This is a genomic window from Sulfuriferula plumbiphila, assembly GCF_009938015.1.
Lineage (GTDB): Bacteria > Pseudomonadota > Gammaproteobacteria > Burkholderiales > Sulfuriferulaceae > Sulfuriferula > Sulfuriferula plumbiphila.
The window spans coordinates 2,705,725-2,729,254 of record NZ_AP021884.1; the positions used below are offsets into that span (position 1 = coordinate 2,705,725).

Consider the following 23,530-nt stretch of genomic DNA (forward strand, 5'->3'; position numbering starts at 1 on the left):
ACCATGACCCAGAACATCCTCGACACCCTGCAAAGCGGCGCAGTATTCGCCGACCTCGCGCCGCTCGGCCTGATTGCCTTCAGCGGCGAGGACACCGCCACCTACCTGCAAGGCCAGCTCACCAACGACGTGCGCAAGCTCGCCGCCGGCGCAGCGCAATACAGCGGCTTTTGCTCGCCCAAGGGGCGGCTGCTGGCCAGCTTCCTGCTGTGGAACAAGGACGGCGCGACCTATATGCAGCTCGCCGGCGAATTGCAGGAAGCCATCCAGAAGCGCCTGTCCATGTTCATCCTGCGCTCCAGGGTCAAGGCCCGCGATGCGCGCGCCGAGGCAGTACGCATCGGCGTGGCGGGCCACCGCGCCGCCCAGTTGATCGAAGCCACGCTGGGCGCGCTGCCGCCAACCGACATGAGCGTGGCGCACACGCGGGCGGGCAGCGTGATCCGCCTGGCGGCCGAGCGCTACCAGATTGTCACCCCACCCGAATCTGCCGCTACGCTCAATGAGGCCTTGAGCCACGACGCCAGCCGGATCGATTATCCCGCCTGGCAGTGGCTGGAAATCCGCGCCGGCATCCCCACCATCCTGCCCGCCACGCAGGAGCAATTCGTCCCGCAGATGGTCAACTTCGACCTCACCGACAGCGTAAACTTCCAGAAAGGCTGCTACACCGGCCAGGAAATCGTCGCCCGCACCCAATACCTGGGCAAGCTCAAGCGCCGCATGTATCTGGTGCATAGCGACAGCCCCGCTTCCCCTGGCGATGAGCTCTACAGCGCCGACATGGAAGGCCAGGCCAGCGGCATGATCGTCAACGCCCAACCCGCCCCCAACGGCGGCTGGGACGCGCTGGCGGTGATCCAGATCAGCAGTGCCGACGCCCACCCCATTCACCTCAGGTCGCTGGACGGCGCGCGTCTGGCAATCGAACCCCTGCCCTACGCACTGGCTTGAGTACCCACTACTATATCTACTACCGGGTGGCCGACGACGACACGGAGACCGAAACCCGGATACGCGCCATGCAGGCGCGCCTCGCCTGCCGCAGCGGCGTCAGCGGCCACCTGCTGAAACGCCGCGACGATCCGCATACCTGGATGGAAATCTACGAAAATGTGGCGGATAGTATCGACTTTGAACAGCAACTCGCCCGCGCCGTGTCCGAATTCGATGTGGACATGTTTTTAGCCGACGCTGGGCGGCGCGTGATCGAGTGCTTTGTCGGAGATGTCGCGCCGCACCCCACATCATCATGCAAGGCAAACTGACCCGTAATTTTTATCAACCACTGACAAACAGGAAATCAAATTGGCCCAACCCAACTATCAATACGAAAAGCGTCAAAAAGAACTCGCCAAGAAAAAAAAGAAAGAGGACAAGCTGAGGGAAAAGGCGCAGAAAAATGAAGCGCCGGCGGCAGGCGGCACGGCGGATGCGCCTGCAGATAGCGGTCCAGGAAATACCGAATAAGTACCGCGTAATCATCAGCCCCGGCTTAGTGCAGTCGTTTATCATCAGGTCATGCATTTGACCTTGCTGGTTCCTTGAAGGAGGAGAACATGCTGCAGACCATCGAAGTGGAAATTGGCGCCACCGGATATATGCACCCGCTGAACCATCCTAAAATTACCTGCGGGTCGTGCCTTTGACGCTGCTGAACCCGCCTGTTGATGAAGCGCTGCAGCTGGCAGAACCCGCTCTCTACAGGCGGGCACTGTTACTTCCCATCGTCGTTCCGGTATTAACAGGCCTGGTTTTCATTGTTGCGGGCTATATTGACCCTAACGTCAAATATCATTCTGCACCTGGTATATACGCCTCGTTGGGTATAGTCAGCTTTTTACTTGGTTCTTTGATGCTTGACAATTAACGGGGTCGTACTCGAATGTTGCCACCTCATTAAAACATTTGTCCGCATTCCCCCTGGCCCTACACACGACAAAACCCACCCAATACACCGGTGTTTTTACCCATGCGACTGCCAGAACTGCGCGGGGGTGATGATGGGATATTCATTTCCCAAAGCGAGTAGTGCTTTGTCCCCGGTCAGCAGGTAATCAGCCTGGGCGGCTCGCCAGGTATTCAGGACGGGCTGATCCATCGGGTCGGTCAGACGCGCTTCCATGCTGCTATCGGGTTCGACGAGGTCTGCCTGAAAGGCGAGAATATCGACCAAGTCGGCCATTTCCTGGGCATTCAGACCATGCCGGTGGGTCAGTTTGGGCAGCACGCGCGCCAGCTCATTGAGAATGCAATGACTGAGCACGACTTCGAGTGAGCCATGCTGCCATGCGGCTACAATCCTGCCCGGCAGGCTTTGCGGGTAGGCCAGGCCTGACAGCAGGACGTTGGTATCGAGTACAACGCGCACTTATGTTCACTCGCGGCGCGTAGCCTGCACGGCGGCTCCAATTTCTGCCATGCCCTGTTCTTCTGGCACGGCGGCGAACCCCGCAGCCAAACGCGCACTTAAATCATCAAAGCGGTTTTGCATGCGGCGAATGCGCGCAAACAGCCGCGCATCGACCAGGGCGGCGACAGGCTTGCCGTCCTTGTTGATGAGAATGCTATCGTTACGGTACTGCACTTGGTTGAGCATATCGCCCAGGTTCTGACGGAATGCGACTGCACTGGTTTCGGTAATCATGGCTGTTCTCCATTATGATCATAATGGTCATTATAGTCAGAATGCTGCGCGAAAACCAACAAAAACAATGCACCAAAAAACATCTAATGAAGTTAGATTCTGCCTCTGATGTTGAACCAGCCTGGATCAGGGTGAACCGCCCGAGCGGATGATGGCCTGCTATTTGCAGGCTGACCAACTGACTGTTCACCCGCTGCAAAAACCACAGGTATCCCGAATGAGCACAGTTTTTTTCACCGTTCCAAGCTGCGTGACCTGGAATTTAAAAACCGGATTTCTGTCTCGCTCATCCGTAGGTGGCGCGGCGCCGGTGATGGTCGAGGCAACTGCGGTCACGCCGGAAGGCCGGATTTCTGCTGGAGAGATGCGGCTGTGGTCGGAGCAACATAGGCGGGCACTGGCACCCATCCCCCAATTCATCAAGGAACATGGTACCGGCCATCGAGCTTGCGCACCGGCTCAAAGCCATCGGCATTGATCTGCTCGACTGTTCCACCGGCGGTATGATCCTTATGCCGGAATCTCAGGAATGCAGGTTGTCGCTCACCCGGCGATTCACCTGCACCAGACTGTCCAGCGCGCCTTTCACCGCTGACCGGGCCAGATGCACATCCGGGCTGTGCTGCGCCAGCGCCTGACGCGCGCTGGCGATGGACGCACCCACGTCCACCACCGGCAGGTACACGATATGCGTTGTAATCACATGCCTTTCCTGGCCTATCTTGCCCAGCTTGCCTGTTCCCGGCTGCGCGTTGGCAGCCGGTGTCGCGATATACGTTTCACGGTCGTCAATACTGATACGCAACGGCAACAGCTGGCGTTGGGCCTTTGCACTGGCTGTGTCCGATGTTGCCCGCGGCATCATGTCGCGCAGGGTTTGGTCGCGCCGCGCACTGGCTGCCAATGCATGGCGGGCTGCGGCCAGATTGTTGGCATCCAGCGCGCGTTGGGCGCTATTCAGATTCGCTATCAGTTGCTGCCCCAATGCTTTTGCACGGTCATAATCGGGGTGCATGTCCCAGCCACCCAGCGCGGGCGCATGGCTTGCTGTTTCGGTTGCAGGCGCAGCCAGTGCGATGTTTGCAGGGCCGATGAACGCGGCAACCAGCAATGCCGGAATCAATATATGTCGGGTTTTCATGAGAATCTCCTGAAGAAGCAGGCGAAACTGCCACCCGTTATTCCGCAGACTTCATGCCAGACTATAACTGATTGAAAAAACTGAAATCCAGGAAAGTTGCGACGTTCGCCACGGTGCTTTTCAGCCATTGGCATGATGTTCAGCGGGGCAAAACAGCCAACCGTATCGGTTACATTTTATCCTTGAAAAAGCAGGTTAACCACGTAAAGCATGGGGGAAAAACAGGAAGGCAAAATCCAAGCACCTCACCGGGCTTGATTTCTGCATTCATTGTATTCCCCGTGCTCTCCGTGACCGTGGTTAGTTCCGTTTTTTAGATTTATTGACGTGCACAGCGCAGGTTGGGCGGCAACGGGCTGCCGCTGATATTGCTGCGCCACGGGTTGATGTCCAGCCCGCCGCGCCGCGTGTAGCGGGCGTATACAGTGAGCTTGAGCGGTTTGCACTGGCGCAATACGTCCATGAAAATGCGCTCCACGCATTGTTCGTGAAATTCGTTGTGGGTGCGAAATCCAATCAGGTATTGCAGCAGCCCCGCCTGGTCAATCGGCGCACCTATATAGTGAATTTGCACGCTACCCCAGTCCGGCTGGCCGGTGACCAGACAGTTGGATTTGAGCAGGTTGGACACCAGCGTTTCCTCGACCGGCCCGGCGCCCTGCGTCGCACGCAGCAAGGCGGGGTTGGGCGCATAGCTGTCCACTTCGATATCCAGCCGGTCCAGCGACAGGCCCTTCAACTCTGCGAAGGCCACGCTCCCAAACGCGTCAGGCAGCGTCAGGCGCACCTGCACCGCTGCGCCCACGGCCGTCGACACATCGACCTTCAGGCGCGCCAACAGCGCTTCGGTATCCGCCAGCCGGGTCTGGTTATAGCTGTTCAGATACAGCTTGAACGACTTGGACTCGACGATATTGGGCGAATCGGCGGGGATAATGAAAGTTGCAATTGCGACCTGCGGCTTGCCGCGCAGGTTGAGCCATGAAACCTCGTAGGCGTTCCAGATATCCGCGCCGAAAAAAGGCAGCGTGCCGCTGATGCCGATCGCGTTGCGCTTGTCCTGACGGGGGATGGGAAACAATAGCGACGGGTCGTATTCAGCCTGGTAGCAGGCGGGTTTTCCCAGCAATGACTGTTCGGGAGTATTCATGCTCACGCCTCGCTCATCGGTACGCGCTGCGCCACAGCGCACAACAGCTCGTAGCTGATGGTGCCCGCAGCCGCGGCCACCTCCTCCACCGGCAGGCCTGCACCCCACAGCACCACCGGCGCACCGACCCCGGCGCCGGGGATGCCGGTCAGATCGGCGCACAGCATGTCCATGGAAACACGCCCGAGGGTATGCGTGCGCTGGCCATTCACCAGAACCGGCGTACCGGTACCCGCGTGGCGCGGGTAGCCGTCGGCATAGCCGCACGCCACCACGCCGACGCGCACGGGCCGATCAGCGATAAAACCGGCACCGTAGCCTACAGCCTCTCCGGGCGCCAGGGTTTGCACGGCAATAATGCGGCTCGATAACGTCATCGCGGGCTGCAGATCGAGCGCATGCGCGTCTTCCTCGACAAACGGCGACGCACCATACAGCATGATGCCGGGGCGCACCCAATCGCGGCGGGTAGTGCGGTAACGCAGCAGCGCAGCGGAGTTGGCGAGGCTCACGGGGTGATGCAGATTGGCAAACACAGCCTGGATAATCTCAAGCTGGCCGCTCACGCCGGCCGCCTCATCCGCCGTGGCGAAATGGCTCATCAGGGTAACTTCACCGACGTTGGGACTGGCAGTAATCCGCGCCAAGGCAGCGTGAAAATCCCGTGGCCTAAACCCCAGCCGGTTCATGCCGCTGTTCAGCTTGAGAAATACCGGTAACGGGCTGGCAGGCCGGGCGCGTTCCAGCATGGCGATTTGTTCGGCGTGATGGACGACCAGGGTGACGCGCTGTGCCATGCACTCGGCCAGCTCGGTCACGTCGAACATGCCCTCCAGCAGCAGGATGGGCTTGTCCCAGCCCAGATCGCGCAGGCTGACGGCTTCTTCCAGTGACAACACGGCAAACCCATCCGCATTCCACAATGCCTGTGCCACCCGGCGCAGGCCGTGGCCGTAGCCGTTGGCCTTGACCACCGCCATGATGCGCGCGCCCCTTGCATGGCGGCGCGCCACGGCCAGATTGTTTTGCAGTGCGGCGGGATGGATACGTGCGATAAGCGGGCGCGACATTGGATACAGCTTAGTAGTTGCCGCCGCCGCTGGCGTAGTTCTCGAAGCGGGTATGCTCGCCCAGGAAGGTCAGGCGTACGGTACCGATGGGGCCGTTACGCTGCTTGCCGATAATGATCTCGGCGCTGCCCTTGTCCTGACTGTCTGGGTTGTAGACTTCGTCGCGATAGATGAACAGGATCACATCGGCATCCTGCTCGATGGCGCCGGATTCGCGCAGGTCGGACATCACCGGGCGCTTGTTGGGACGCTGCTCCAGCGAGCGGTTGAGCTGGGACAGCGCGATCACCGGCACCTGCAGCTCTTTCGCCAGCGCCTTGAGCGAACGCGAGATTTCGGAAATCTCGGTGGCACGGTTTTCGCCGCTGCTGACGCTGGACATCAGCTGCAGGTAATCAATGATGATCAGTCCGAGCTTGCCGCACTGACGGTGCAGGCGACGCGCACGGGCGCGCAGTTCGAGGGCGTTCAACGCGGGCGTTTCATCGATAAAAATCGGCGCATCGTTGAGTTTGCCCACCGCGTAGGTGAGTTTTTGCCAGTCGTCGTCCTGCAACCGCCCGGTGCGGATCTTGTGCTGGTCGAGGCGGCCGATGGAACCCAGCATACGCATTACCAGTTGCGCCCCGCCCATTTCCATGGAGAAAATGGCCACTGGCAGGCCGCTGTCAATCGCCACATTCTCGCCCATGTTGATCGAGAACGCGGTCTTGCCCATGGACGGCCGTCCGGCCACGATAATCAGGTCGCCGGGTTGCAGGCCCGCCGTTTTCTGATCCAGGTCGGCAAAGCCGGTTGGTATCCCGGTGACATCGCTCTGGTTGTCGCGGCTGAACAGCTCGTCGATGCGCTCCACCACCTCGGTGAGCAAGGGCTTGATTTCGAGAAAACCCTGCTGGCTGCGTGCGCCGGCCTCGGCGATGTCGAACACCTTGGCCTCGGCCTGGTCGAGCAAATCATTGGCCGAGCGCCCGGCCGGATTGTAGGCGGATTCGGCAATGTCCGTACCCACCTCCACCAGTTTGCGCATTACCCCGCGCTCGCGCACGATCTCGGCGTAGCGGCGGATATTGGCGGCAGACGGCGTGTTCTGCGCCAGCGCGACCAGATAGGCGAGCCCGCCCACATTGGAGAGCTCGCCGTGATTTTCCAGCAACTCGGCTACGGTCACCACGTCGGCAGGCTTGCCCTGCTCAATCAGCTTGGTGATCATGCGGTAGATGAGCTTGTGGTCGTGACGGTAAAAATCGTTCTGGTTAATCACGTCGGCAATGCGATCCCAGGCGTGGTTTTCCAGCAGCAGACCGCCCAGCACCGATTGCTCCGCCTCAACGGAATGCGGCGGCATCTTGAGCGCAGCGAGTTCAGGGTCGGCAGTGTGCTGGAATGTAGCCATATTGGGGAATTGAGCCTGCGTTGTGAGCGCTATTTTAACCCGTCAATGATGCGGAAGTAACGACAAAGCATAAAAGCATTTTTGCACGGAGAACACGCGAGCAGCGAGCGAAAAGCACCTTTGGGACACCATGCATAAGGCGCTTTTTGCGATCCGTCTCCGGGTCCTCTGTGGCCACGATTGTTTGTCACAATAAAAAAGGGGCTGTCGTCAGCCCCTTCTTCATGCGGTTGTGAAACCGCCTTAGTGTTCGCCCAGCACCGAAACGGTAATCTCGGCGAGCACGTCAGCGTGCAGCGCGATGGTAATGGGGAAATCGCCGATGGCCTTGAGCGGACCGGTCGGCATACGCACTTCTGCCTTGACAACTTCAAAGCCTTGCGCATTGAGTGCGTCAGCGATGTCACCGTTGGTCACGGAACCGAACAGGCGGCCATCCATACCGGCTTTTTGCGAAATCTGCAGCATGAAACCAGCCAGTTTTTCGGCGCGGGCCTGCGCAGCAGTCAATGCCGCAGCATGGGCTTTTTCCAGTTCGGCGCGCTTTTCCTCAAAATGCTTGAGATTGGCGGCAGTGGCGCGCTTGGCCTTGCCTTGCGGGATCAGGAAGTTGCGTGCATAACCATCCCTGACCTTGACCACATCGCCCAGGGTGCCCAGGTTGACCACTTTTTCCATCAGAATAATTTGCATGGCGGTCTCCTTAATGCAGGTCGGTGTAAGGCATCAGCGCCAGGAAGCGGGCGCGCTTGATGGCAGTGGACAGCTGACGCTGATAACGGGTTTTGGTACCGGTGATGCGTGCCGGGATGATTTTGCCGTTTTCAGCGACAAAATCTTTCAGGATTTCCACGTCTTTGTAGTCGACCCACTTGATACCTTCAACGGTAAAACGGCAGAACTTGCGACGCTTGAACAGCTGGCGGGAACCTTCCCGGCGCTTGGTGTTTTTGCTATTGGTTGGACGAGGCATGATGCACTCCTATCTAAACTGTTTTTAAGCTGCAAATATGCAGCACGATCTGATAACTCTGCTGACTTTTCCGGGCCAGGAAACCTTCCACGCTGATGCGGCTGCCGCTGGGCAGTGCGCTGATACGTTGCGCCATCTCCCCGATTGCCACCGCCGCCATCTCCACATTTACCCGGCGCGCTGCGCCTGCTTCAATCTGCTGCGATTCATGGCGGATGCGCAAGCCCACAAGGGGCACCCCAGCCGGGGTATAACGCAGCGCTTCGAGTTCAGCAACAACGCCGGTAAGCGTCAGCCGGTTAGTGTCCAAGCAGTCAGGCGGCCGATGCTTCCGGAGCGGCCTGCGCGGGTCTGGCTTCGGCTGGCTGGGTCAGGGAGCGCGACTTCTCTTCCTTCATCATCGGCGAAGGGGCCGTCACCGCCTCATCCATCCGCACCGTCAAATGGCGCAACACAGCGTCGTTGAACTTGAAGCCGTGCTCAAGCTCGTCCAGCGTTTCCTGGTCGCACTCGATGTTCATCAGCACGTAGTGGGCTTTGTGGACTTTCTGGATCGGGTAAGCCATCTGACGACGGCCCCAGTCTTCCAGACGATGGATAAGCCCATTGCGCGCCGCAATCTGGCCGCGATAGCGCTCGATCATCGCGGGCACCTGCTCGCTCTGATCCGGGTGCACGATAAATACGATTTCATAATGACGCATGCAAACTCCTTCTGGGTTGAGCCCCCCGTGCGTTGGCGGTGGGGCAAGGGAAACCGCGCATTGTACTGGTTATTCACGCGTTTTTCAACGCTGCACCAATCCACCCAGGAGCCAGCAAGGGCTTGGGTGATACAGATGTCGACAGCAATCTTGAAGCCGGCCCTGAACTGAGGCCGGTTGGCCATAGTGGAGTCCAGGGAGTCAGGCAGCGTGTCGATTTGCATAATACCGTTGCGTGAATGCAGCAGGTGACAGATAGCCCAGGCGCGCCTGTTTCCGCTGCCAAGTGTACAAGATCGATGTGCTCGGTGATCCCCTAGAACTGCCTTCGTCGAGCGCAATGCCTTGACGCCCACACCAGGGAATTGCCGACCACTGGGCAAGCGCTTGCCCGCAAACAATTTACGGACAGGCCCTAGCCCCCCAGCCAGTTCTCCGCCCCTTCCAAATCCTCGAAAACCTGAATCTGCGCATCTACAAACATGCGTGTGACCCACGCGCTCCAGATCATCCACTGACTCTGGGCCACGACTGCAACGCGGGCAAAATCAGCCGCGTGGGCGCGACCGAAACTGATTTCTTCCCACGCCACATCCACGGTAAATTTGAGCATGTCGCGCAAATCCAGCAGCAGATTGACCTGCCCCTCGAACTTCAGGCCATACAGGATAGTTTGTTCAAATTCGCGGTAATCCGCCAGGGTGAATTCGCCCAGTACAGCTGCGCGGATAGTATTGCCGGTGATGGAGATATTGATCATGGTATGCCCGTTGTCGTTGTTGGTAGCTACGGGCTAACTATAAGTGAGTTGCGCGCGCCAGGCAAAAAAGCGGGCGTCCGAAGACGCCCGAAATACCGCATGGAGGATGAAGATGAAACATGCATTAACTCGTGAAAATACATGCTCCGATCAACCTATAGCAAATCCGGTGCCAGATTATTTACGCATAAATAACAAATACTTATTAAAAACAAGCCACAACGCATGCGCATCAAAACCGTGCATCCAGGTAGCTCACTCGCTCAGATGCGGTGCAATCTCGCGCCGAATGAATTCATGGAAGTGCACCATGCCGTCTTCCATGGGCGATTGGTACGGTCCTGCCTCGTCGCGCCCCTGGCGGTAGAGTTCGCGCCGCCCCTGGTGCATGCGGCGGCAAATTTCGTCGTCTTCCAGCGCTGTCTCGTTATAGGCGGCCTGTTCGGCCTCGACGAATTCACGTTCGAACAGGGCAATATCTTCAGGGTAATAAAACTCCACCACATTGCGACAAGATTCGATGCCGGTAGGGATAATCGTGCTGATGACCAGTACGTGCGGGTACCACTCCACCATGATGTTGGGGTAATAGGTGAGCCAGATCGCTCCCTGGCGGGGTGCCCGGCCTGCATTGTATTGCAGCACCTGCGCCTGCCATTTTTGATACACCGGGGTGCCTGGCTTGCCCAGGCCGCGCGCCACCCCCACGGTCTGCACGCTATACCAGTCGCCATATTCCCATTTGAGGTCGGCGCAAGTGACGAAGTTGCCCAGGCCCGGGTGGAATGGTTCGACGTGGTAATCCTCCAGATAAACTTCGATGAAGGTTTTCCAGTTGAAGTCGTAATCTTCGACCACCACGCGGTCGAGCATATAGCCGTCAAAATCCAGATCTTGCAGCACGCCCAGCTTGGCCAGGTCCTGCGCCACATCACGTTGGCCGTTGAACAGCAGACCGTTCCAGTTTTGCAGGGCGGTCTTGCCCAGATTAAGACAGGGATTGGCGGGGAAGTGCGGCGCACCGAGCAGACGGCCTTCCATGTCATAGGTCCAGCGGTGCAGCGGGCAAACGATGTTTTTGCTGTGGCCATGCCCCTCGTACATCATGGCCTGGCGGTGGCGGCAGATATTGGAGAGCAGCTCCACGCCATTGGCGTTGCGCACCAGCATGGCAGCGCTGTGGGTGGTTTCCAGTACGTGATAGTCACCCACATTAGGTACCATCAGGGTATGGCCGACATAGCCTGGCGCGCGGGCGAACAGATACTTTTGCTCAAGCGCATAAAGGTTGGCGTCGAAATACCAGCTGATCGGCAGCTGGGGAGAGGTGTTGGTCAACGCAGCGCTGACAGCCAAATCGGACATATAGGATTCAGAATACCCTGGACAAGGCCCCTGGACACGGATTATCAAGCCGGCTGAGCGCCGCTTTAACTCCCTGTAACGCAAATGAAAACAAAGCCCGGAATTATCGCCAATAATAGCTTTGAGCGCAATAATTCGGTAAGATTTCTGCCTTTGCCTATTCTCCACTGCAATGACACGCAAGACCCCAGCCCAGCCACAGAGCTTCGAAACCGCCATGGCGGAGCTAGAGCGCATCGTCGCCGACATGGAATCCGGCCAGCTGCCTCTGGAGCAATCACTTGCCGCCTATCAGCGCGGAGCCGAACTGCTGCAATTCTGCCAGCAGGCGCTCGCTGCCGCGCAACAACAGGTGCAGGTACTGGAAAACGGCGTATTAAAGACCTTCTCTCCCACGGATGGCAATGATGAATCCTGATTTTCTTGCCTGGTCGGGCAACCTGCAGGTGCGCATCGAGACGGCATTGGAGCACCTGCTGCCTGACCCCCGGCATGCCCCGCAAACCCTGCACGCAGCGATGCGCCATGCTGCCCTGGGCGGCGGCAAGCGCGTGCGCCCGCTGCTGGCGTTTGCCGCTGGCGAGGTGGCGGGTGCTGATCCTGCGCGGGTGGAAATCGCCGCCTGTGCGGTGGAACTGATCCACGCCTATTCGCTGGTGCACGACGACATGCCGTGCATGGACAACGACATGCTGCGCCGCGGCAAGCCCACCTGCCATGTCGAATACGGCGAAGCCACTGCGCTGCTGGCGGGCGACGGCCTGCACAGCCTGGCGTTCGAGCTTCTTTCCGGGCATACGCTGTCCGATACCCCGGAGCGTCAGCTGGATATGGTGAAACTGCTGGCCAGTGCCGCCGGGTCACGCGGTATGGCGGGCGGTCAGGCGATTGATCTGGCCAGCGTGGGGCAGACGCTCACCCTGCCCGAGCTGGAATTCATGCATATCCACAAGACTGGCGCACTGATTCGCGCCGCGGTGCTGCTGGGCGCTTACTGCGGCGCCGCGCTGGACAACACGACATTGGCCAGACTCGATCGTTACGCCAAATGCGTCGGCCTCGCGTTTCAGGTAGTGGACGACATCCTCGACGCCGAGGCACCCACCGCCACGCTGGGCAAAACCGCGGGCAAGGACGCACAGCACAATAAACCCACTTATGTGACCCTGATGGGCAGCACGCGCGCCAAGGCGTTCGCCGCCGAATTGCACCGTGATGCCCTGGACGCGCTGGCCGGATTCGACTCGGCGCAACGCCTGCGCGAGCTGGCTGATTTCATTGTGCAGAGACAATTTTGAGCACCCCTTATCCGCTGCTGGATCGTGTCGCCGTACCTGCCGATCTGCGTGAACTGAGCCGCGCGCAACTGGAAACGCTGGCCGCGGAATTGCGTGTCTTCATCCTGCACAGCGTGGCGCAAACCGGCGGTCATCTCGCCTCCAACCTGGGTGCGGTGGAACTTACAATCGCCCTGCATTACGTGTTCAACACACCGGACGACCGGCTGGTATGGGACGTCGGCCACCAGAGCTACGCGCACAAAATTCTTACCGGTCGCCGCGAAGCCATGACCGGGTTGCGCAAAACCAGGGGTATTGCCGGTTTCCCAAAACGCGACGAGAGCCCGTTTGACACCTTCGGCACCGGCCATTCCAGCACCTCGATTTCTGCCGCGCTGGGCATGGCGGTAGCAGCCAAGCGGGCCGGGCTGGAGCGCCGTTCGGTCGCCATTATCGGCGATGGCGCAATGACCGCCGGCATGGCATTCGAGGCACTCAACAACGCGGGGGACATTGACGCCAATCTATTGGTCGTATTGAACGACAACGACATGTCGATCTCGCCCAACGTCGGCGCGCTGAACAATTATCTGGCCAGACTCATGTCCGGGCGCTTTTATGCCGCCGCGCGGCGCGCCGGCGAAAAAGTGCTGGGCAAGGTGCCACCCATGCTGGAACTGGCGCGCCGCACCGAGGAACACGTGAAGGGCATGGTCACGCCCGGCACCCTGTTCGAGGAATTCGGTTTTAACTATATCGGCCCAATAGACGGACACGACCTCGGCGTGCTGGTGGATACGCTCACCAACATCCGTCGCCTGCACGGTCCGCAGTTCCTGCATATCGTCACCCGGAAAGGCAAAGGCTATCCGCCGGCCGAAGACAACCCCTGCCTGTATCACGGCGTCAGCCACTTTGATCCGGACACCGGTATTGTCGAAACAGCCGCTGCCAGGCCAACTTACACCCAGGTATTCGGCGACTGGCTGTGCGACATGGCGGCTGCCGAGCCGCGCCTGATCGGCATTACTCCCGCCATGCGCGAAGGCTCCGGGCTGGTGCGCTTCTCCGAGGAATACCCCGACCGCTATTTCGACGTCGGCATTGCCGAACAACACGCACTGACCTTCGCCGCCGGCCTCGCCTGCGACGGCTACCGGCCGGTCGTGGCGATCTACTCCACCTTTTTGCAGCGCGCCTACGACCAGCTCATCCACGACATCGCCCTGCAAAACCTGCCGGTAGTACTGGCGATAGACCGCGCCGGGCTGGTGGGTGCGGATGGCCCCACTCATGCCGGCAGCTTCGATTTGAGCTACCTGCGCTGCGTCCCCAACCTGACGCTGATGGCGCCCTCGGACGAAAACGAATGCCGCCAGATGCTGTATACCGCAATGACGCTGGACGGTCCCGCTGCCGTGCGCTACCCGCGCGGCAGCGGGCCAGGCGCCGCGATTGAATCCGCCATGCATGCGCTGCCGGTCGGCAAAGGCATGCTGCGCCGTCACGGCCAGCGCGTTGCGTTGCTGGCGTTCGGCAGCATGGTCGCCCCGGCACTGGCTGCCGCCGCCAGGCTCGACGCCAGCGTGGCCGACATGCGCTTTGTCAAGCCGCTGGACGAAGCGCTGGTGCAACAGCTGGCACAAACGCACGAATGGCTGGTCACACTGGAAGAAAATGCGGTAATGGGCGGCGCCGGCAGCGCGGTGAGCGAGTGCCTGCAGCGCCTGGGCCTGCAGCCGCGCGTGCTGCAGATGGGCCTGCCGGACACATTTATCGATCACGGCGACCATGCCACCATGCTGAAAGATTGCGGGCTGGATGCGAACGGAATTGAAGCCGCGATCCGCCGGCATTTACCCGAGTAGTTTACTCAACTATTGAGCTGGTTTATACTTTGTCCAGATTAGCTCACCACAGGAAAAACATCATGAACGACTGCTGCGAAGTTGCCGCCATGCCCGATGTGCAGAACTACGCGGATACCCGCCAGATCGCCATCAACAAAGTCGGCATCAAATCCATCCGCCACCCGGTCAGGGTCGCCGACAAAAGCGGCGGCGTGCAGCACACCGTGGCCAGCTTCAGCATGTACGTACATCTGCCACACAATTTCAAAGGCACGCACATGTCGCGCTTTGTCGAGATACTGAACACGCGCGAGCGCGAAATCTCGGTGGAAAACTTCGAGACCATGATGCGCCAGATGGTCGAACGCCTGGAAGCCGAATCCGGCTACATCGAGATGAACTTCCCCTACTTTATCAACAAGACCGCCCCGGTATCCGGCGTGCAAAGCCTGATGGACTATGATGTAACCTTCATCGGCGCCATCGAAAATGGGCGTTACACCCACACCACCAAAATAGCGGTACCAGTGACCAGCCTGTGCCCTTGCTCGAAAAAGATTTCCGACTATGGCGCGCACAACCAGCGCTCGCACGTCACCGTCAGCGCGCGCACCAACGACTTCCTGTGGATCGAAGACCTCGTGCGCATGGTGGAAGATCAGGCCTCGTGCGAGCTATACGGCCTGCTCAAACGCCCCGATGAAAAATACGTCACCGAACGTGCCTACGACAACCCCAAGTTCGTCGAAGACATGGTGCGCGACGTCGCTGCTGCGCTGGAAAAAGAAGCCAAGATAGACGCCTATGTGGTGGAATCGGAAAATTTCGAGTCCATCCACAACCACTCGGCTTACGCGCTGATCGAACATGACAAGGTGCGCCCGGCTTAAACCCGCGACGCAAGGACTCGCAATTCCGGTGCAGGCTAACTTGGCGCAGCCAGGTTAAGCGCGCAGCGCGGCCGCAGCCAAAATTTCGAGTCCATCCACAACCACCCTGCTTACGCGCTGGTCGAACGCGACAAGACCCGGCAATTCCGACAAGCTCTCAGTCGGTGTAATCATCCACCATGATCTTGGGTGCCCGGTCCAGCTGGTAGAGCACCACGATCAGCAGCACGGTCGCCGCCAGCATGAAATGCGGACCGAACAGCCAGAATACCAGCGGCACGATGAAATAGTAGGCGCGCATCCCGATGCTGTAAAAACGCCCGGCGCGGTTCAGGTGCGTGGCGACATGCGCTGGCGAAATGACCTTGTGCTTGAGCGTTAGCGGCACGTTGATCATGAAACCGACGTGATTAAAGATGCGGATGGACATGGAAAAACTGAAAAACGCGATGAACAGATCAAGCAGCAGAAACAGCAGCTTGGTCAACCACAGCTCAGCGTAGATAGAACCGAGCGGGTTTAAGGCATGCCACGTACCTTGCATTTGATTGCTTTGCCCGCTCAAGGTCAGCACACCAATAATCAGCAGCACAGCAGTTGAAGCGAGAAAAGTCGCAGCCATGGTTGAATTGCGCAAGGTCTGCACAGCCAGAATGCCATTCTCGCGTTCCATGATGGTCTCTACCCAGGCGGTACGCGCGATCACATTGACTGCCTGCACGGTATAGGCTGGGGTTTTTTTGATCTTGATACGCAAAAAAGCATGGTAAGCAATTACCAGCGCCACACTGATCGAAAAACTCACGACGTCATTGCTATAAGCGGCAAACAGATGGTTCATAAAGCTAAATTTCCTAAACGTAAATAGTGCGGGGGTGAAAAGATCAGGGCTTGGCAAGCTGCGCGCGTCTTGTCCAGTATTCGGCAGCCTTGGGGTCAGCGGCGACGCCATCGAGCCCCTTGGCGTAAATGTGCGCCAGGCTCTTCATCGCCATTACATGGCCATTGTCGGCAGCTTTTTTGAACCAGTCCAGCGCCTTGGCATTATCCTGCGGCTCGCCGTGGCCGCTTTCGTAGCGCGTAGCCAGCCGGTATTGGCTCTCCGCATCGCCGTCTTGTGCCAGTTTGTGGATGTCTGCAGGATGTTGATGAAACAACTCCGCCACCTTGTAGCGGGCGTTTTCCATGAACTGCAGGAACTCCGCTGCTGAACCAAAGCCCTGCGACGCCGACCTGGCCAGCAGGTTACCCGCCAGCGCCTGCTCGCGCGCATTGGAATCGCGCAGCTTGTATATTTTTCCCAGCAGGAATTGTGCTTCGCTGTTGCCCTCGATCGCTGCGCGTTGTAGCCAGTATTCGGCCTTTTCCGGATTTTTTTCCACGCCTGCACCGGCCAGATACATTTTGCCCAGGCTCACCTGCGCGTCGGTATTGCCACGCAGTGCCGCCTTGGTGCGCCAATCCGCGCTGACCCTGAGATTTTCCGGCACACCGCGCCCCTGCTCGTAGAGATCGCCCAGCATTTTCTGCGCCGCCACGTTGCCCTGCAGCGCGGCGCGCTCAAACCAGTACACTGCCAGCTTTTCATCCTTGGGGCGTGCGGCATCGCCGTGCAGGTATTCGAATGCCAATAATAATTGCGCGCCATCATTACCGCGTTCGGCAGCATTGGACAGCATCACGGTTTCTTCCGGGGTCATCGCCTGGCTGATGGATGGAGACAGCATTCCCATAACCAGAACGCCAAACACGGCGATTTGCTTATGCATTATTTTCATGTTGTGCGGTTAATGGAGTTGATTCCAACGAGTAACTGCCAATTGTAGTGCGCGTCCGCGTTGGCGCATAGGGCAGGCATGAAATCCACGCACGTTATCACCGCATTCATGCGGTAAGGTATGCGCATCAGTAACGCCGGGTGAGCGTCATCACCGCACCTTCACGCTTCATGTCGAGCTGGCTGAGAAAGCTCATTCCCAGCAGCGCAATCGACATGCCGTCGCCTTCCAGCACCATTCCCGGCACCATGTTGAGACTGATCCCGCCGATGCGCACATTGTTGAACAACACCCGATACGCTGCCGTCGTGCCGTTGGCGGTGCTCACCCTGCCACGCTGCCCGCCGCGGTAATCAACTCCCAGGCGGTCGGCTTCCCGGGCGCTGATGGCGACTGAACTGGCACCGGTATCCACCATAAAATCGATGCCGCGGCCATTGATGGTACCGGTGGTAAAAAGTGTCCGCGCCCGTCAGCGCTGAGGCTGACATTTGGCCTGGCCCCCCCCGCCACTGCCCGCATACGATTGCCCATGCCCAAAACACGGCGCTTGCCGTCCACTTCAAAAGTGGCCGACTGCGCGTCAGCGGCCACCAGTCTTGCCCCCTGCTCCGACTCCCCCGCAGCCAGCACGCGCGGCCTGCCGCCATTGACCATCACCATTGCCTTGCCCTTGAACAGCCCGGTCACGTTGATCCGGGTCGCGGCCGCGTTTGCACTCAACAAAACCGCTGCAATTGCCATACAATACAGCCTCAGTTTATTCATTGCCGCCTCTGAGTTGAGTCATGAAAACCGTCGCCATTTTCCGCCACACCCCGTCTGAAGGTCCCGGCTATTTTGCCACCTTTCTGAATAACAATGACATTCCATGGGAAATCATCAAAGTGGATCAGGGCCAGCCGATCCCTGACGACCCAGCTGCCTATGCAGGGCTGGTATTCATGGGCGGGCCGATGAGCGTGAACGACCCATTGCCGTGGATTCCGCCCATCCTGCAACTGATCCGCGCAGCGGTGGCTGCGGATGTTCCGGTACTCGGGCATTGCCTGGGCGGGCAGCTGATATCCAAAGCGCTGGGCGGCGTGGTCACACGCAATCCGGTTAAGGAAATCGGCTGGGGTGACATTAGCGCAGCCGACAATGATGCTGCCCGCGCCTGGCTGGATGGGCTGACACAATTCGAGGGCTTTCACTGGCATGGCGAGACATTCTCCCTGCCCAATGCCGCCGTCCGTATCATGAGCAGCGCGCATTGTGAAAATCAGGCATACGTCATCGGCAAACACCTGGCCATGCAATGCCATGTGGAAATGACCCCGACCATGATCCGCACCTGGTGCAATAGCTGGGTGGATGAAATTGCCGCCAGCGACAGTTCCGCGGTGCAAACGCCGGAAATCATGCAGGCCAATATGGAAAGCCGACTTATCGCGCTCAACCAGGTTGCCGATCGCCTGTATGCGCGCTGGATCAAGGGACTGGCGCAATAATGGAAACGCTGCCGATCAGTCTGGCGCAACTGCAAGGCATGATCGGCATGTGTCTGCGTTGGCGCGGCGTGGATTACGCCGTGGTGGAAGTGCTGGAAGACGGCCCGGCGCTGGTTGCGCAAAGCCTTGTTCCAAACACGGCCATCCAGGGTGACGTACATGGGCGGGCCCGGCGCGAGGTGCAGCAAGTGGTGGTGATTCCCGTACTCAACCTCGACAAGACCCTGCTGCACCCCGAGTTTCTGGAAATCGAACTGCTTTGACAAAGGCCAAAAACAGGCACACGATTGCACCATAAAAAAACCTTACCCATGACGCACTTTTTTTAATGGAGAACGAAAAATGGAAACGGTGAACTACAGCCAGTTCGATTTTGGCAAACGCCTGCGTGACTACATGCACGAGGTATTCAACCATAGCGGCGTAACCCGCACCGAAGCCGAGCTGACTGACGGCCAGAAAGTGTTCCTCAAGGCGCTCAAGCGCGAACTGCTGAAATATGCCGACACCAGCCGTACCGGTTACCCGCATAACCAGCTGGAGCAGATGGAATCGTTTACCCGCACCATCGGTGATCTGCACAACTCCTATTTCGACAACGGCATGCACAAGGTGAGCGACTGCCTGTTCAACCGCTGGCGCATGCTATTTGAAGAAACCAAAAAACTTGCCGCTGCTGGCGGTGCCAGCCAGCCCTGCTGGGTAGACAAGATCGAAGTCGAGCAATCCGACATGCCGGCGTTTTTCGATGCCTGAAACCTCTGAGCAAAAAATCAGCCCGGCGAATGCCGGGCTTTTTTATTTGGCGCAGCCAAGAATCGAAAAATCTTATTTTGGAATAAGAAACTTGGATTAGGACAGCCAAACCTTAGTGCTATGCTTGCCAGCACAAATAACCTTACCTGGATGAGGAAACAAGATGTCCAAACTCGTGAAGCCACATGGTGGTGGTGAACTCAAGCCATTACTGCTTAGCGGCGCCGTACGCGATGCCGAACTCGCGCGCGCGCTAACCCTGCCCAAAGTGCGCATGTCGTCGCGTGAAACCGGCGATCTGATCATGCTGGGCATTGGTGGCTTTACCCCGCTGGACGGCTTCATGACCCATGCCGACTGGCAGGGCGTATGCGATGGCTACAAAATGGCCAGCGGCCTGTTCTGGCCGATTCCCATCACCCTGTCCACCGATGAAGTTACCGCCCATGCCATCAACGCCGGCTCCGACATTGCCCTGGTGGACAGCGAGAGCGGGGAGATCATGGGCACCATGAAAGTGTCGGAAAAATACACCATCGACAAAGCCCACGAATGCATGATGGTGTACAAGACCACCGACATCGAACACCCCGGCGTGAAAATGGTCATGGAGCAGGGCGCGGTCAATCTGGCCGGTTCGGTGAAAGTGCTCTCAACCGGCAGTTTCAAGGAAGAATATGGCGATCAGTTCATGACGCCCGCAGAAACCCGCGCGTTATTTGAATCGAAAGGCTGGGCGACAGTCGCCGCATTCCAGACTCGCAACCCCATGCACCGCTCGCATGAATATCTGGCCAAAGTGGCTGTGGAGATTTGCGACGGCGTGATGATCCATTCGCTGCTGGGCAAGCTCAAGCCGGGCGACATTCCTGCAGACGTACGCTCCAATGCCATTGGCACCCTGATTGACAAATATTTCGTCAAAAATACGGTGGTACAAGCCGGCTATCCGCTCGACATGCGCTATGCCGGGCCACGCGAAGCCTTGCTGCACGCCCTGTTCCGCCAGAATTATGGCTGTTCGCACCTGATTGTGGGACGCGACCACGCTGGCGTAGGCGACTACTACGGCCCGTTCGACGCACACCACATTTTCGAACAAATACCCAAAGATGCGCTGGAAACCAAGGCGCTCAAGATCGACTGGACATTCTGGTGCTACAAGTGTGGCGGCATGGCGTCTGCCCGCACCTGCCCGCACGGCAAGGATGATCGCCTGCTGCTGTCGGGCACCAAGCTGCGCAAGATGCTGTCGGAGAACGACGAAGTACCTAACGAGTTCTCGCGCCCCGAAGTTCTCGCCATTCTGCGTGCTTACTATGCCGGCCTGGCTGACGACCAGAAAGTAAAAATTGAAATGAAGGGCCATTCGGCAGCGTAGAAAAACTACGTCGCGAGAGCGACGCCCTGTCTCCCTCCTTCGCGGGAGGGTTAGAGAGGGAAGTAATTTGAAGCTCTGAGCCTCCCGGAAGCGGAAGAAGCACTGGTTCAACCCAGTTTCGCCCCGGCCAAGGCTGGTTCAGCGTCTCAAAGGGCCGCGACTGACGCGGTGTTTTTAACAAAAGGAGACTGAAGAGATGCCTACCTATGTTCGTACCGACAAATGCGACGGTTGCAAGGGCCAGGACAAGACCGCCTGCATGTATATTTGCCCGCACGACCTGATGATGCTGGACAAAGACGGCTCTGCGACGGGGCACGCCATGAAGGCGTACAACCAGGAGCCGGAGCAATGCTGGGAATGCTATTCCTGCGTGAAAATCTGCCCGCAAAACGCCATTGAAGTGCGCCACTACGCCGACATTGTGCCGCTGGGCGGCTCGGTGCAACCGTTGCGCGGTTCCGATTCCATCATGTGGACCATCAAGTTCCGCAACGGCACGCTGAAGCGCTTCAAGTTCCCGATCCGTACCACACCGGAAGGCTCCATCGACCCTTACGGCGGCAAGGAAACGGCGAAACTGGAAAACATCACCAAGCCGGGCTTCTTCACGGCCTCCGGCGGCTACCGCCCCGGCAATCCCGCCGAATTGATCCGCAAGCAATCTTGACGATTTAACCCAACATATTGCGGGAGGGAGCGGGCCTGCGCGCCACGCTGAACTGCAAGCAAGGAGATGAGATAATGGCTGGAGAATTTGGTAATCCCGAAGTGGTGCAAGAAGAAGTGGATATCCTTCTGATTGGCGGCGGCATGGCCTGCTGTGGCGCCGCTTACGAAGTCATGCGCTGGGCGGATGCCGCCAAGGCCGAAACCGGCATTGACCTGAAAATCAAACTGGTGGACAAAGCTGCCATGGATCGTTCCGGTGCAGTGGCACAGGGACTGTCCGCCATCAACACTTACATCGGCGAGCAGGATCCCGCCGATTACGCCCGCATGGTATCCAACGACCTGATGGGGATCACCCGCGACGACCTCGCCTACGACCTGGGCCGCCACGTGGATGAATCCGTGCATCTGTTCGAAGAATGGGGCCTGCCGATCTGGAAAACCGACGAAAACGGCGAACGCCACGACGGCTCCAAAGGCATGCCCGCGCTGAAAGACGGTGGCAAACCGGTGCGTTCGGGCAAGTGGCAGATCATGATCAACGGCGAATCCTACAAGTGGATCGTCGCCGAGGCCGCCAAAAAGGCGCTGGGCATGGATCGCATCGAAGAGCGCATCTTCATCGTCAAGCTGGTCAACGACAAGAACGATCCTTCGCGCATTGCCGGTGCAGTCGGCTTCTCCACGCGTGAGCACAAAGTCGTGGTATACAAGGCCAAGGCCATCCTGCTGGCGGCTGGCGGTTGCGTTAACCTGTTCCGCCCGCGCTCCGTGGGTGAAGGTCAGGGCCGTGCCTGGTATCCGGTATGGAACGCCGGTTCCACCTACGCCATGGCCGCCGAAGCCGGCGCTGAGTTGACCATGATGGAAAACCGCTTCGTGCCCGCCCGCTTCAAGGACGGCTACGGCCCGGTAGGCGCCTGGTTCCTGCTGTTCAAGGCCAAGGCGGTCAATGCTGACGGCGAAGTGTACATGGACCGGAACAAGGAGATGCTGAACGACTATCCGCCCTACGGGTTGGCCGCCGTTCCCGCCTCCTGCCTGCGCAACCACCTGATGCTGAAGGAGATGAAGGAAGGCCGCGGCCCCATTTACATGGACACAGTCGCCGCCCTCGCCAAGCTGCGCGAAACCCTGTCCCCACGCGAAGTGAAGCACCTGGAAGCAGAAGCCTGGGAAGACTTCCTCGACATGTGCATCGGCCAGTGCGGTGTCTGGGTGGGTGAAAACATCGAACCGGAGAAGAAAAATTCCGAACTGATGCCTACCGAGCCCTACCTGCTCGGCTCCCATTCCGGTTGCTGCGGTATCTGGGTATCCGGTCCCGAGGATCTCGGCGCGCCCACCAATGAAGACCATGACGATGCTGCCAAAATCCCGGGGCACCTGCCCAAGGGGTGGAACTGGGGCTATCGCTCCATGACCACGGTCAAGGGTCTGTTCACCGCCGGTGACGGCGTCGGCGCATCCGGCCACAAGTTCTCTTCCGGCTCGCATGCCGAAGGCCGCATGTGCGCCAAGGCCATGGTCAAGTACTGCATCGACAACAAGGACTGGAAACCGGAACTGGATACCTCGCCCGAACAGCTGGTCGCGGACATCTATCAGCCGGTCAAGACTTTCCTTGAGTTCAAGGACTACACCACGGCCATCGACATCAACCCGCACTACATCACGCCCAAGATGCTGCAGTTCCGCCTGCAGAAAATCATGGACGAGTATGTGGCCGGTGTGGCGACCTACTACACCACCAACGCGCACATGCTGAAAGTGGCCGAAGAAAAACTCGAGTTACTGAAGGAAGACGCCCTCAAGATGCGTGCGAAAGACCTGCACGAACTGCTGCGCGCCTGGGAAAACTACCATCGTCTGATGACGGCGGAAGCCCACATGAAGCATATCCAGTTCCGCGAAGAATCCCGCTACCCGGGCTTCTACTACCGCATGGACAAAAACTTTGTCGATGAGAAAAACTGGAAGTGCTTCGTCAACTCTATCTACGACAAAGAAACCAAGCAATGGACGGTGTTCAAGCGCAAGCACGTGGATCTGGTGGACAAATCCAAACTGTTCAAAGCTGCCGCGCATTAATGCTGGTATCGCAGTAAAATTGAACCGGGCACCACGGTGCCCGGTTTTTTGTTTCCAAAGCGGTTGGAATTCCGACCGCTTTGGAAACCTGAGACGCTCCTGAAAGCTTTTTGGCCACGGAGCACACAGAGAA

General features: G+C 58.6%; 32 protein-coding genes. 16 read left to right on the forward strand and 16 right to left on the reverse strand.

What is annotated here, in order from left to right:
• Positions 1 to 3 precede the first annotated feature (3 nt).
• The 4 genes from ygfZ (at position 4) to GZH91_RS13965 (ending at position 1,870) form a co-directional block, all read left to right on the forward strand.
• Positions 4 to 954, forward strand: coding sequence for a CAF17-like 4Fe-4S cluster assembly/insertion protein YgfZ (ygfZ, locus tag GZH91_RS13955; RefSeq protein WP_147072391.1), 951 nt, complete (start codon positions 4 to 6; stop codon positions 952 to 954).
• Positions 951 to 1,268 (forward strand): DUF4936 family protein, encoded by a 318-nt coding sequence (locus tag GZH91_RS13960; RefSeq protein WP_147072394.1) that lies wholly within the window; start codon positions 951 to 953, stop codon positions 1,266 to 1,268. Before ygfZ ends, GZH91_RS13960 begins: the two co-directional genes overlap by 4 nt.
• 40 nt (positions 1,269 to 1,308) lie before the next feature.
• The gene (locus GZH91_RS17670; protein WP_170227439.1) at positions 1,309 to 1,470 is read left to right on the forward strand and encodes a hypothetical protein; all 162 of its coding nucleotides are present in this window, start codon (positions 1,309 to 1,311) and stop codon (positions 1,468 to 1,470) included.
• A gap of 175 nt (positions 1,471 to 1,645) precedes the next feature.
• Positions 1,646 to 1,870: a hypothetical protein gene (locus GZH91_RS13965; protein WP_161984280.1), complete on the forward strand. Its 225-nt coding sequence runs from the start codon at positions 1,646 to 1,648 to the stop codon at positions 1,868 to 1,870.
• 96 nt (positions 1,871 to 1,966) lie between these two features.
• On the opposite strand, the gene GZH91_RS13970 is transcribed toward GZH91_RS13965, so the two are convergent.
• Complete coding sequence (locus GZH91_RS13970) at positions 1,967 to 2,371, reverse strand: putative toxin-antitoxin system toxin component, PIN family (protein ID WP_147072397.1); 405 nt, start codon at positions 2,369 to 2,371, stop codon at positions 1,967 to 1,969.
• A gap of 6 nt (positions 2,372 to 2,377) precedes the next feature.
• Positions 2,378 to 2,647, reverse strand: a complete 270-nt coding sequence (locus GZH91_RS13975) for a type II toxin-antitoxin system prevent-host-death family antitoxin (protein WP_147072399.1) — start codon at positions 2,645 to 2,647, stop codon at positions 2,378 to 2,380.
• A 217-nt stretch (positions 2,648 to 2,864) separates the two neighbouring features.
• On the opposite strand from GZH91_RS13975, the gene GZH91_RS13980 reads away from it, so the two are divergent.
• Complete coding sequence (locus GZH91_RS13980; RefSeq protein ID WP_147072401.1) at positions 2,865 to 3,125, forward strand: hypothetical protein; 261 nt, start codon at positions 2,865 to 2,867, stop codon at positions 3,123 to 3,125.
• Between the two features lie 45 nt (positions 3,126 to 3,170).
• Here GZH91_RS13980 and GZH91_RS13985 read toward each other — a convergent pair whose 3' ends face one another.
• Entirely contained in the window at positions 3,171 to 3,788 is a 618-nt protein-coding gene (locus GZH91_RS13985; protein ID WP_147072403.1) for a hypothetical protein, read from the reverse strand.
• A 71-nt stretch (positions 3,789 to 3,859) separates the two neighbouring features.
• On the opposite strand from GZH91_RS13985, the gene GZH91_RS13990 reads away from it, so the two are divergent.
• Positions 3,860 to 4,105, forward strand: a complete 246-nt coding sequence (locus tag GZH91_RS13990) for a hypothetical protein (protein ID WP_147072405.1) — start codon at positions 3,860 to 3,862, stop codon at positions 4,103 to 4,105.
• A gap of 2 nt (positions 4,106 to 4,107) precedes the next feature.
• Here the strand turns inward: GZH91_RS13990 and queF are convergent, their stop codons facing one another.
• The 9 genes from queF to GZH91_RS14035 all read right to left on the reverse strand — a co-directional run bounded on the left by queF (position 4,108) and on the right by GZH91_RS14035 (position 11,206).
• On the reverse strand, positions 4,108 to 4,938 hold the full coding sequence (gene queF / locus GZH91_RS13995) for an NADPH-dependent 7-cyano-7-deazaguanine reductase QueF (protein ID WP_147072407.1): 831 nt from the start codon (positions 4,936 to 4,938) through the stop codon (positions 4,108 to 4,110).
• A gap of 2 nt (positions 4,939 to 4,940) precedes the next feature.
• On the reverse strand, positions 4,941 to 6,008 hold the full coding sequence (gene alr / locus GZH91_RS14000; RefSeq protein ID WP_147072409.1) for an alanine racemase: 1,068 nt from the start codon (positions 6,006 to 6,008) through the stop codon (positions 4,941 to 4,943).
• A 10-nt stretch (positions 6,009 to 6,018) separates the two neighbouring features.
• The gene (locus tag GZH91_RS14005; protein WP_147072411.1) at positions 6,019 to 7,404 is read right to left on the reverse strand and encodes a replicative DNA helicase; all 1,386 of its coding nucleotides are present in this window, start codon (positions 7,402 to 7,404) and stop codon (positions 6,019 to 6,021) included.
• 243 nt (positions 7,405 to 7,647) lie between these two features.
• Positions 7,648 to 8,097 (reverse strand): 50S ribosomal protein L9, encoded by a 450-nt coding sequence (gene rplI, locus GZH91_RS14010; protein WP_147072413.1) that lies wholly within the window; start codon positions 8,095 to 8,097, stop codon positions 7,648 to 7,650.
• A 10-nt stretch (positions 8,098 to 8,107) separates the two neighbouring features.
• Complete coding sequence (gene rpsR / locus GZH91_RS14015) at positions 8,108 to 8,377, reverse strand: 30S ribosomal protein S18 (RefSeq protein WP_124704950.1); 270 nt, start codon at positions 8,375 to 8,377, stop codon at positions 8,108 to 8,110.
• Between the two features lie 13 nt (positions 8,378 to 8,390).
• Complete coding sequence (priB, locus tag GZH91_RS14020) at positions 8,391 to 8,687, reverse strand: primosomal replication protein N (protein ID WP_147072415.1); 297 nt, start codon at positions 8,685 to 8,687, stop codon at positions 8,391 to 8,393.
• Positions 8,688 to 8,691: 4 nt separating this feature from the next.
• On the reverse strand, positions 8,692 to 9,081 hold the full coding sequence (gene rpsF / locus GZH91_RS14025; RefSeq protein WP_147072417.1) for a 30S ribosomal protein S6: 390 nt from the start codon (positions 9,079 to 9,081) through the stop codon (positions 8,692 to 8,694).
• Between the two features lie 415 nt (positions 9,082 to 9,496).
• Positions 9,497 to 9,841 (reverse strand): SpoIIAA family protein, encoded by a 345-nt coding sequence (locus GZH91_RS14030; RefSeq protein WP_147072419.1) that lies wholly within the window; start codon positions 9,839 to 9,841, stop codon positions 9,497 to 9,499.
• A 255-nt stretch (positions 9,842 to 10,096) separates the two neighbouring features.
• Entirely contained in the window at positions 10,097 to 11,206 is a 1,110-nt protein-coding gene (locus tag GZH91_RS14035; RefSeq protein ID WP_147072421.1) for an aromatic ring-hydroxylating oxygenase subunit alpha, read from the reverse strand.
• A 172-nt stretch (positions 11,207 to 11,378) separates the two neighbouring features.
• Between GZH91_RS14035 and GZH91_RS14040 the strand changes: the two genes are divergently transcribed.
• The 4 genes from GZH91_RS14040 to folE2 all read left to right on the forward strand — a co-directional run bounded on the left by GZH91_RS14040 (position 11,379) and on the right by folE2 (position 15,226).
• Entirely contained in the window at positions 11,379 to 11,624 is a 246-nt protein-coding gene (locus GZH91_RS14040; RefSeq protein WP_147072423.1) for an exodeoxyribonuclease VII small subunit, read from the forward strand.
• Positions 11,614 to 12,504 carry a polyprenyl synthetase family protein gene (locus GZH91_RS14045; protein ID WP_147072467.1) on the forward strand — a complete coding sequence of 297 codons (891 nt, stop codon included), beginning with the start codon at positions 11,614 to 11,616 and terminating at the stop codon, positions 12,502 to 12,504. The genes GZH91_RS14040 and GZH91_RS14045 overlap by 11 nt, the downstream gene beginning before the upstream one ends.
• Entirely contained in the window at positions 12,501 to 14,354 is a 1,854-nt protein-coding gene (dxs, locus tag GZH91_RS14050; RefSeq protein WP_147072425.1) for a 1-deoxy-D-xylulose-5-phosphate synthase, read from the forward strand. The genes GZH91_RS14045 and dxs overlap by 4 nt, the downstream gene beginning before the upstream one ends.
• Before the next feature lie 62 nt (positions 14,355 to 14,416).
• Positions 14,417 to 15,226 carry a GTP cyclohydrolase FolE2 gene (folE2, locus tag GZH91_RS14055; RefSeq protein WP_147072427.1) on the forward strand — a complete coding sequence of 270 codons (810 nt, stop codon included), beginning with the start codon at positions 14,417 to 14,419 and terminating at the stop codon, positions 15,224 to 15,226.
• Positions 15,227 to 15,383: 157 nt separating this feature from the next.
• On the opposite strand, the gene GZH91_RS14060 is transcribed toward folE2, so the two are convergent.
• From GZH91_RS14060 to GZH91_RS18140, 4 genes are all read right to left on the reverse strand, one after another.
• Positions 15,384 to 16,067, reverse strand: a complete 684-nt coding sequence (locus tag GZH91_RS14060; protein WP_147072429.1) for a DUF599 domain-containing protein — start codon at positions 16,065 to 16,067, stop codon at positions 15,384 to 15,386.
• 43 nt (positions 16,068 to 16,110) lie between these two features.
• A complete protein-coding gene (locus GZH91_RS14065) occupies positions 16,111 to 16,995 on the reverse strand; it encodes a tetratricopeptide repeat protein (protein ID WP_161984281.1) in 885 nt (294 codons plus the stop codon).
• Positions 16,996 to 17,131: 136 nt separating this feature from the next.
• A complete protein-coding gene (locus GZH91_RS18135) occupies positions 17,132 to 17,422 on the reverse strand; it encodes a retropepsin-like aspartic protease family protein (protein WP_232522183.1) in 291 nt (96 codons plus the stop codon).
• Complete coding sequence (locus GZH91_RS18140; RefSeq protein WP_223264534.1) at positions 17,329 to 17,727, reverse strand: hypothetical protein; 399 nt, start codon at positions 17,725 to 17,727, stop codon at positions 17,329 to 17,331. The genes GZH91_RS18135 and GZH91_RS18140 overlap by 94 nt, the downstream gene beginning before the upstream one ends.
• 65 nt (positions 17,728 to 17,792) lie before the next feature.
• Here GZH91_RS18140 and GZH91_RS14075 point away from each other — a divergent pair, with 65 nt between their 5' ends.
• The 6 genes from GZH91_RS14075 to aprA all read left to right on the forward strand — a co-directional run bounded on the left by GZH91_RS14075 (position 17,793) and on the right by aprA (position 23,397).
• The gene (locus tag GZH91_RS14075) at positions 17,793 to 18,497 is read left to right on the forward strand and encodes a type 1 glutamine amidotransferase (protein ID WP_147072432.1); all 705 of its coding nucleotides are present in this window, start codon (positions 17,793 to 17,795) and stop codon (positions 18,495 to 18,497) included.
• Positions 18,497 to 18,760, forward strand: coding sequence for a hypothetical protein (locus GZH91_RS14080; protein WP_147072434.1), 264 nt, complete (start codon positions 18,497 to 18,499; stop codon positions 18,758 to 18,760). Before GZH91_RS14075 ends, GZH91_RS14080 begins: the two co-directional genes overlap by 1 nt.
• Before the next feature lie 79 nt (positions 18,761 to 18,839).
• Positions 18,840 to 19,253: a hypothetical protein gene (locus GZH91_RS14085; protein WP_147072436.1), complete on the forward strand. Its 414-nt coding sequence runs from the start codon at positions 18,840 to 18,842 to the stop codon at positions 19,251 to 19,253.
• A 163-nt stretch (positions 19,254 to 19,416) separates the two neighbouring features.
• Positions 19,417 to 20,634: a sulfate adenylyltransferase gene (gene sat, locus GZH91_RS14090; protein ID WP_147072438.1), complete on the forward strand. Its 1,218-nt coding sequence runs from the start codon at positions 19,417 to 19,419 to the stop codon at positions 20,632 to 20,634.
• 196 nt (positions 20,635 to 20,830) lie between these two features.
• Positions 20,831 to 21,304, forward strand: coding sequence for an adenylyl-sulfate reductase subunit beta (gene aprB, locus GZH91_RS14095; protein ID WP_147072441.1), 474 nt, complete (start codon positions 20,831 to 20,833; stop codon positions 21,302 to 21,304).
• A 74-nt stretch (positions 21,305 to 21,378) separates the two neighbouring features.
• A complete protein-coding gene (gene aprA, locus GZH91_RS14100) occupies positions 21,379 to 23,397 on the forward strand; it encodes an adenylyl-sulfate reductase subunit alpha (protein ID WP_147072442.1) in 2,019 nt (672 codons plus the stop codon).
• The last annotated feature ends 133 nt before the right edge of the window (positions 23,398 to 23,530 follow it).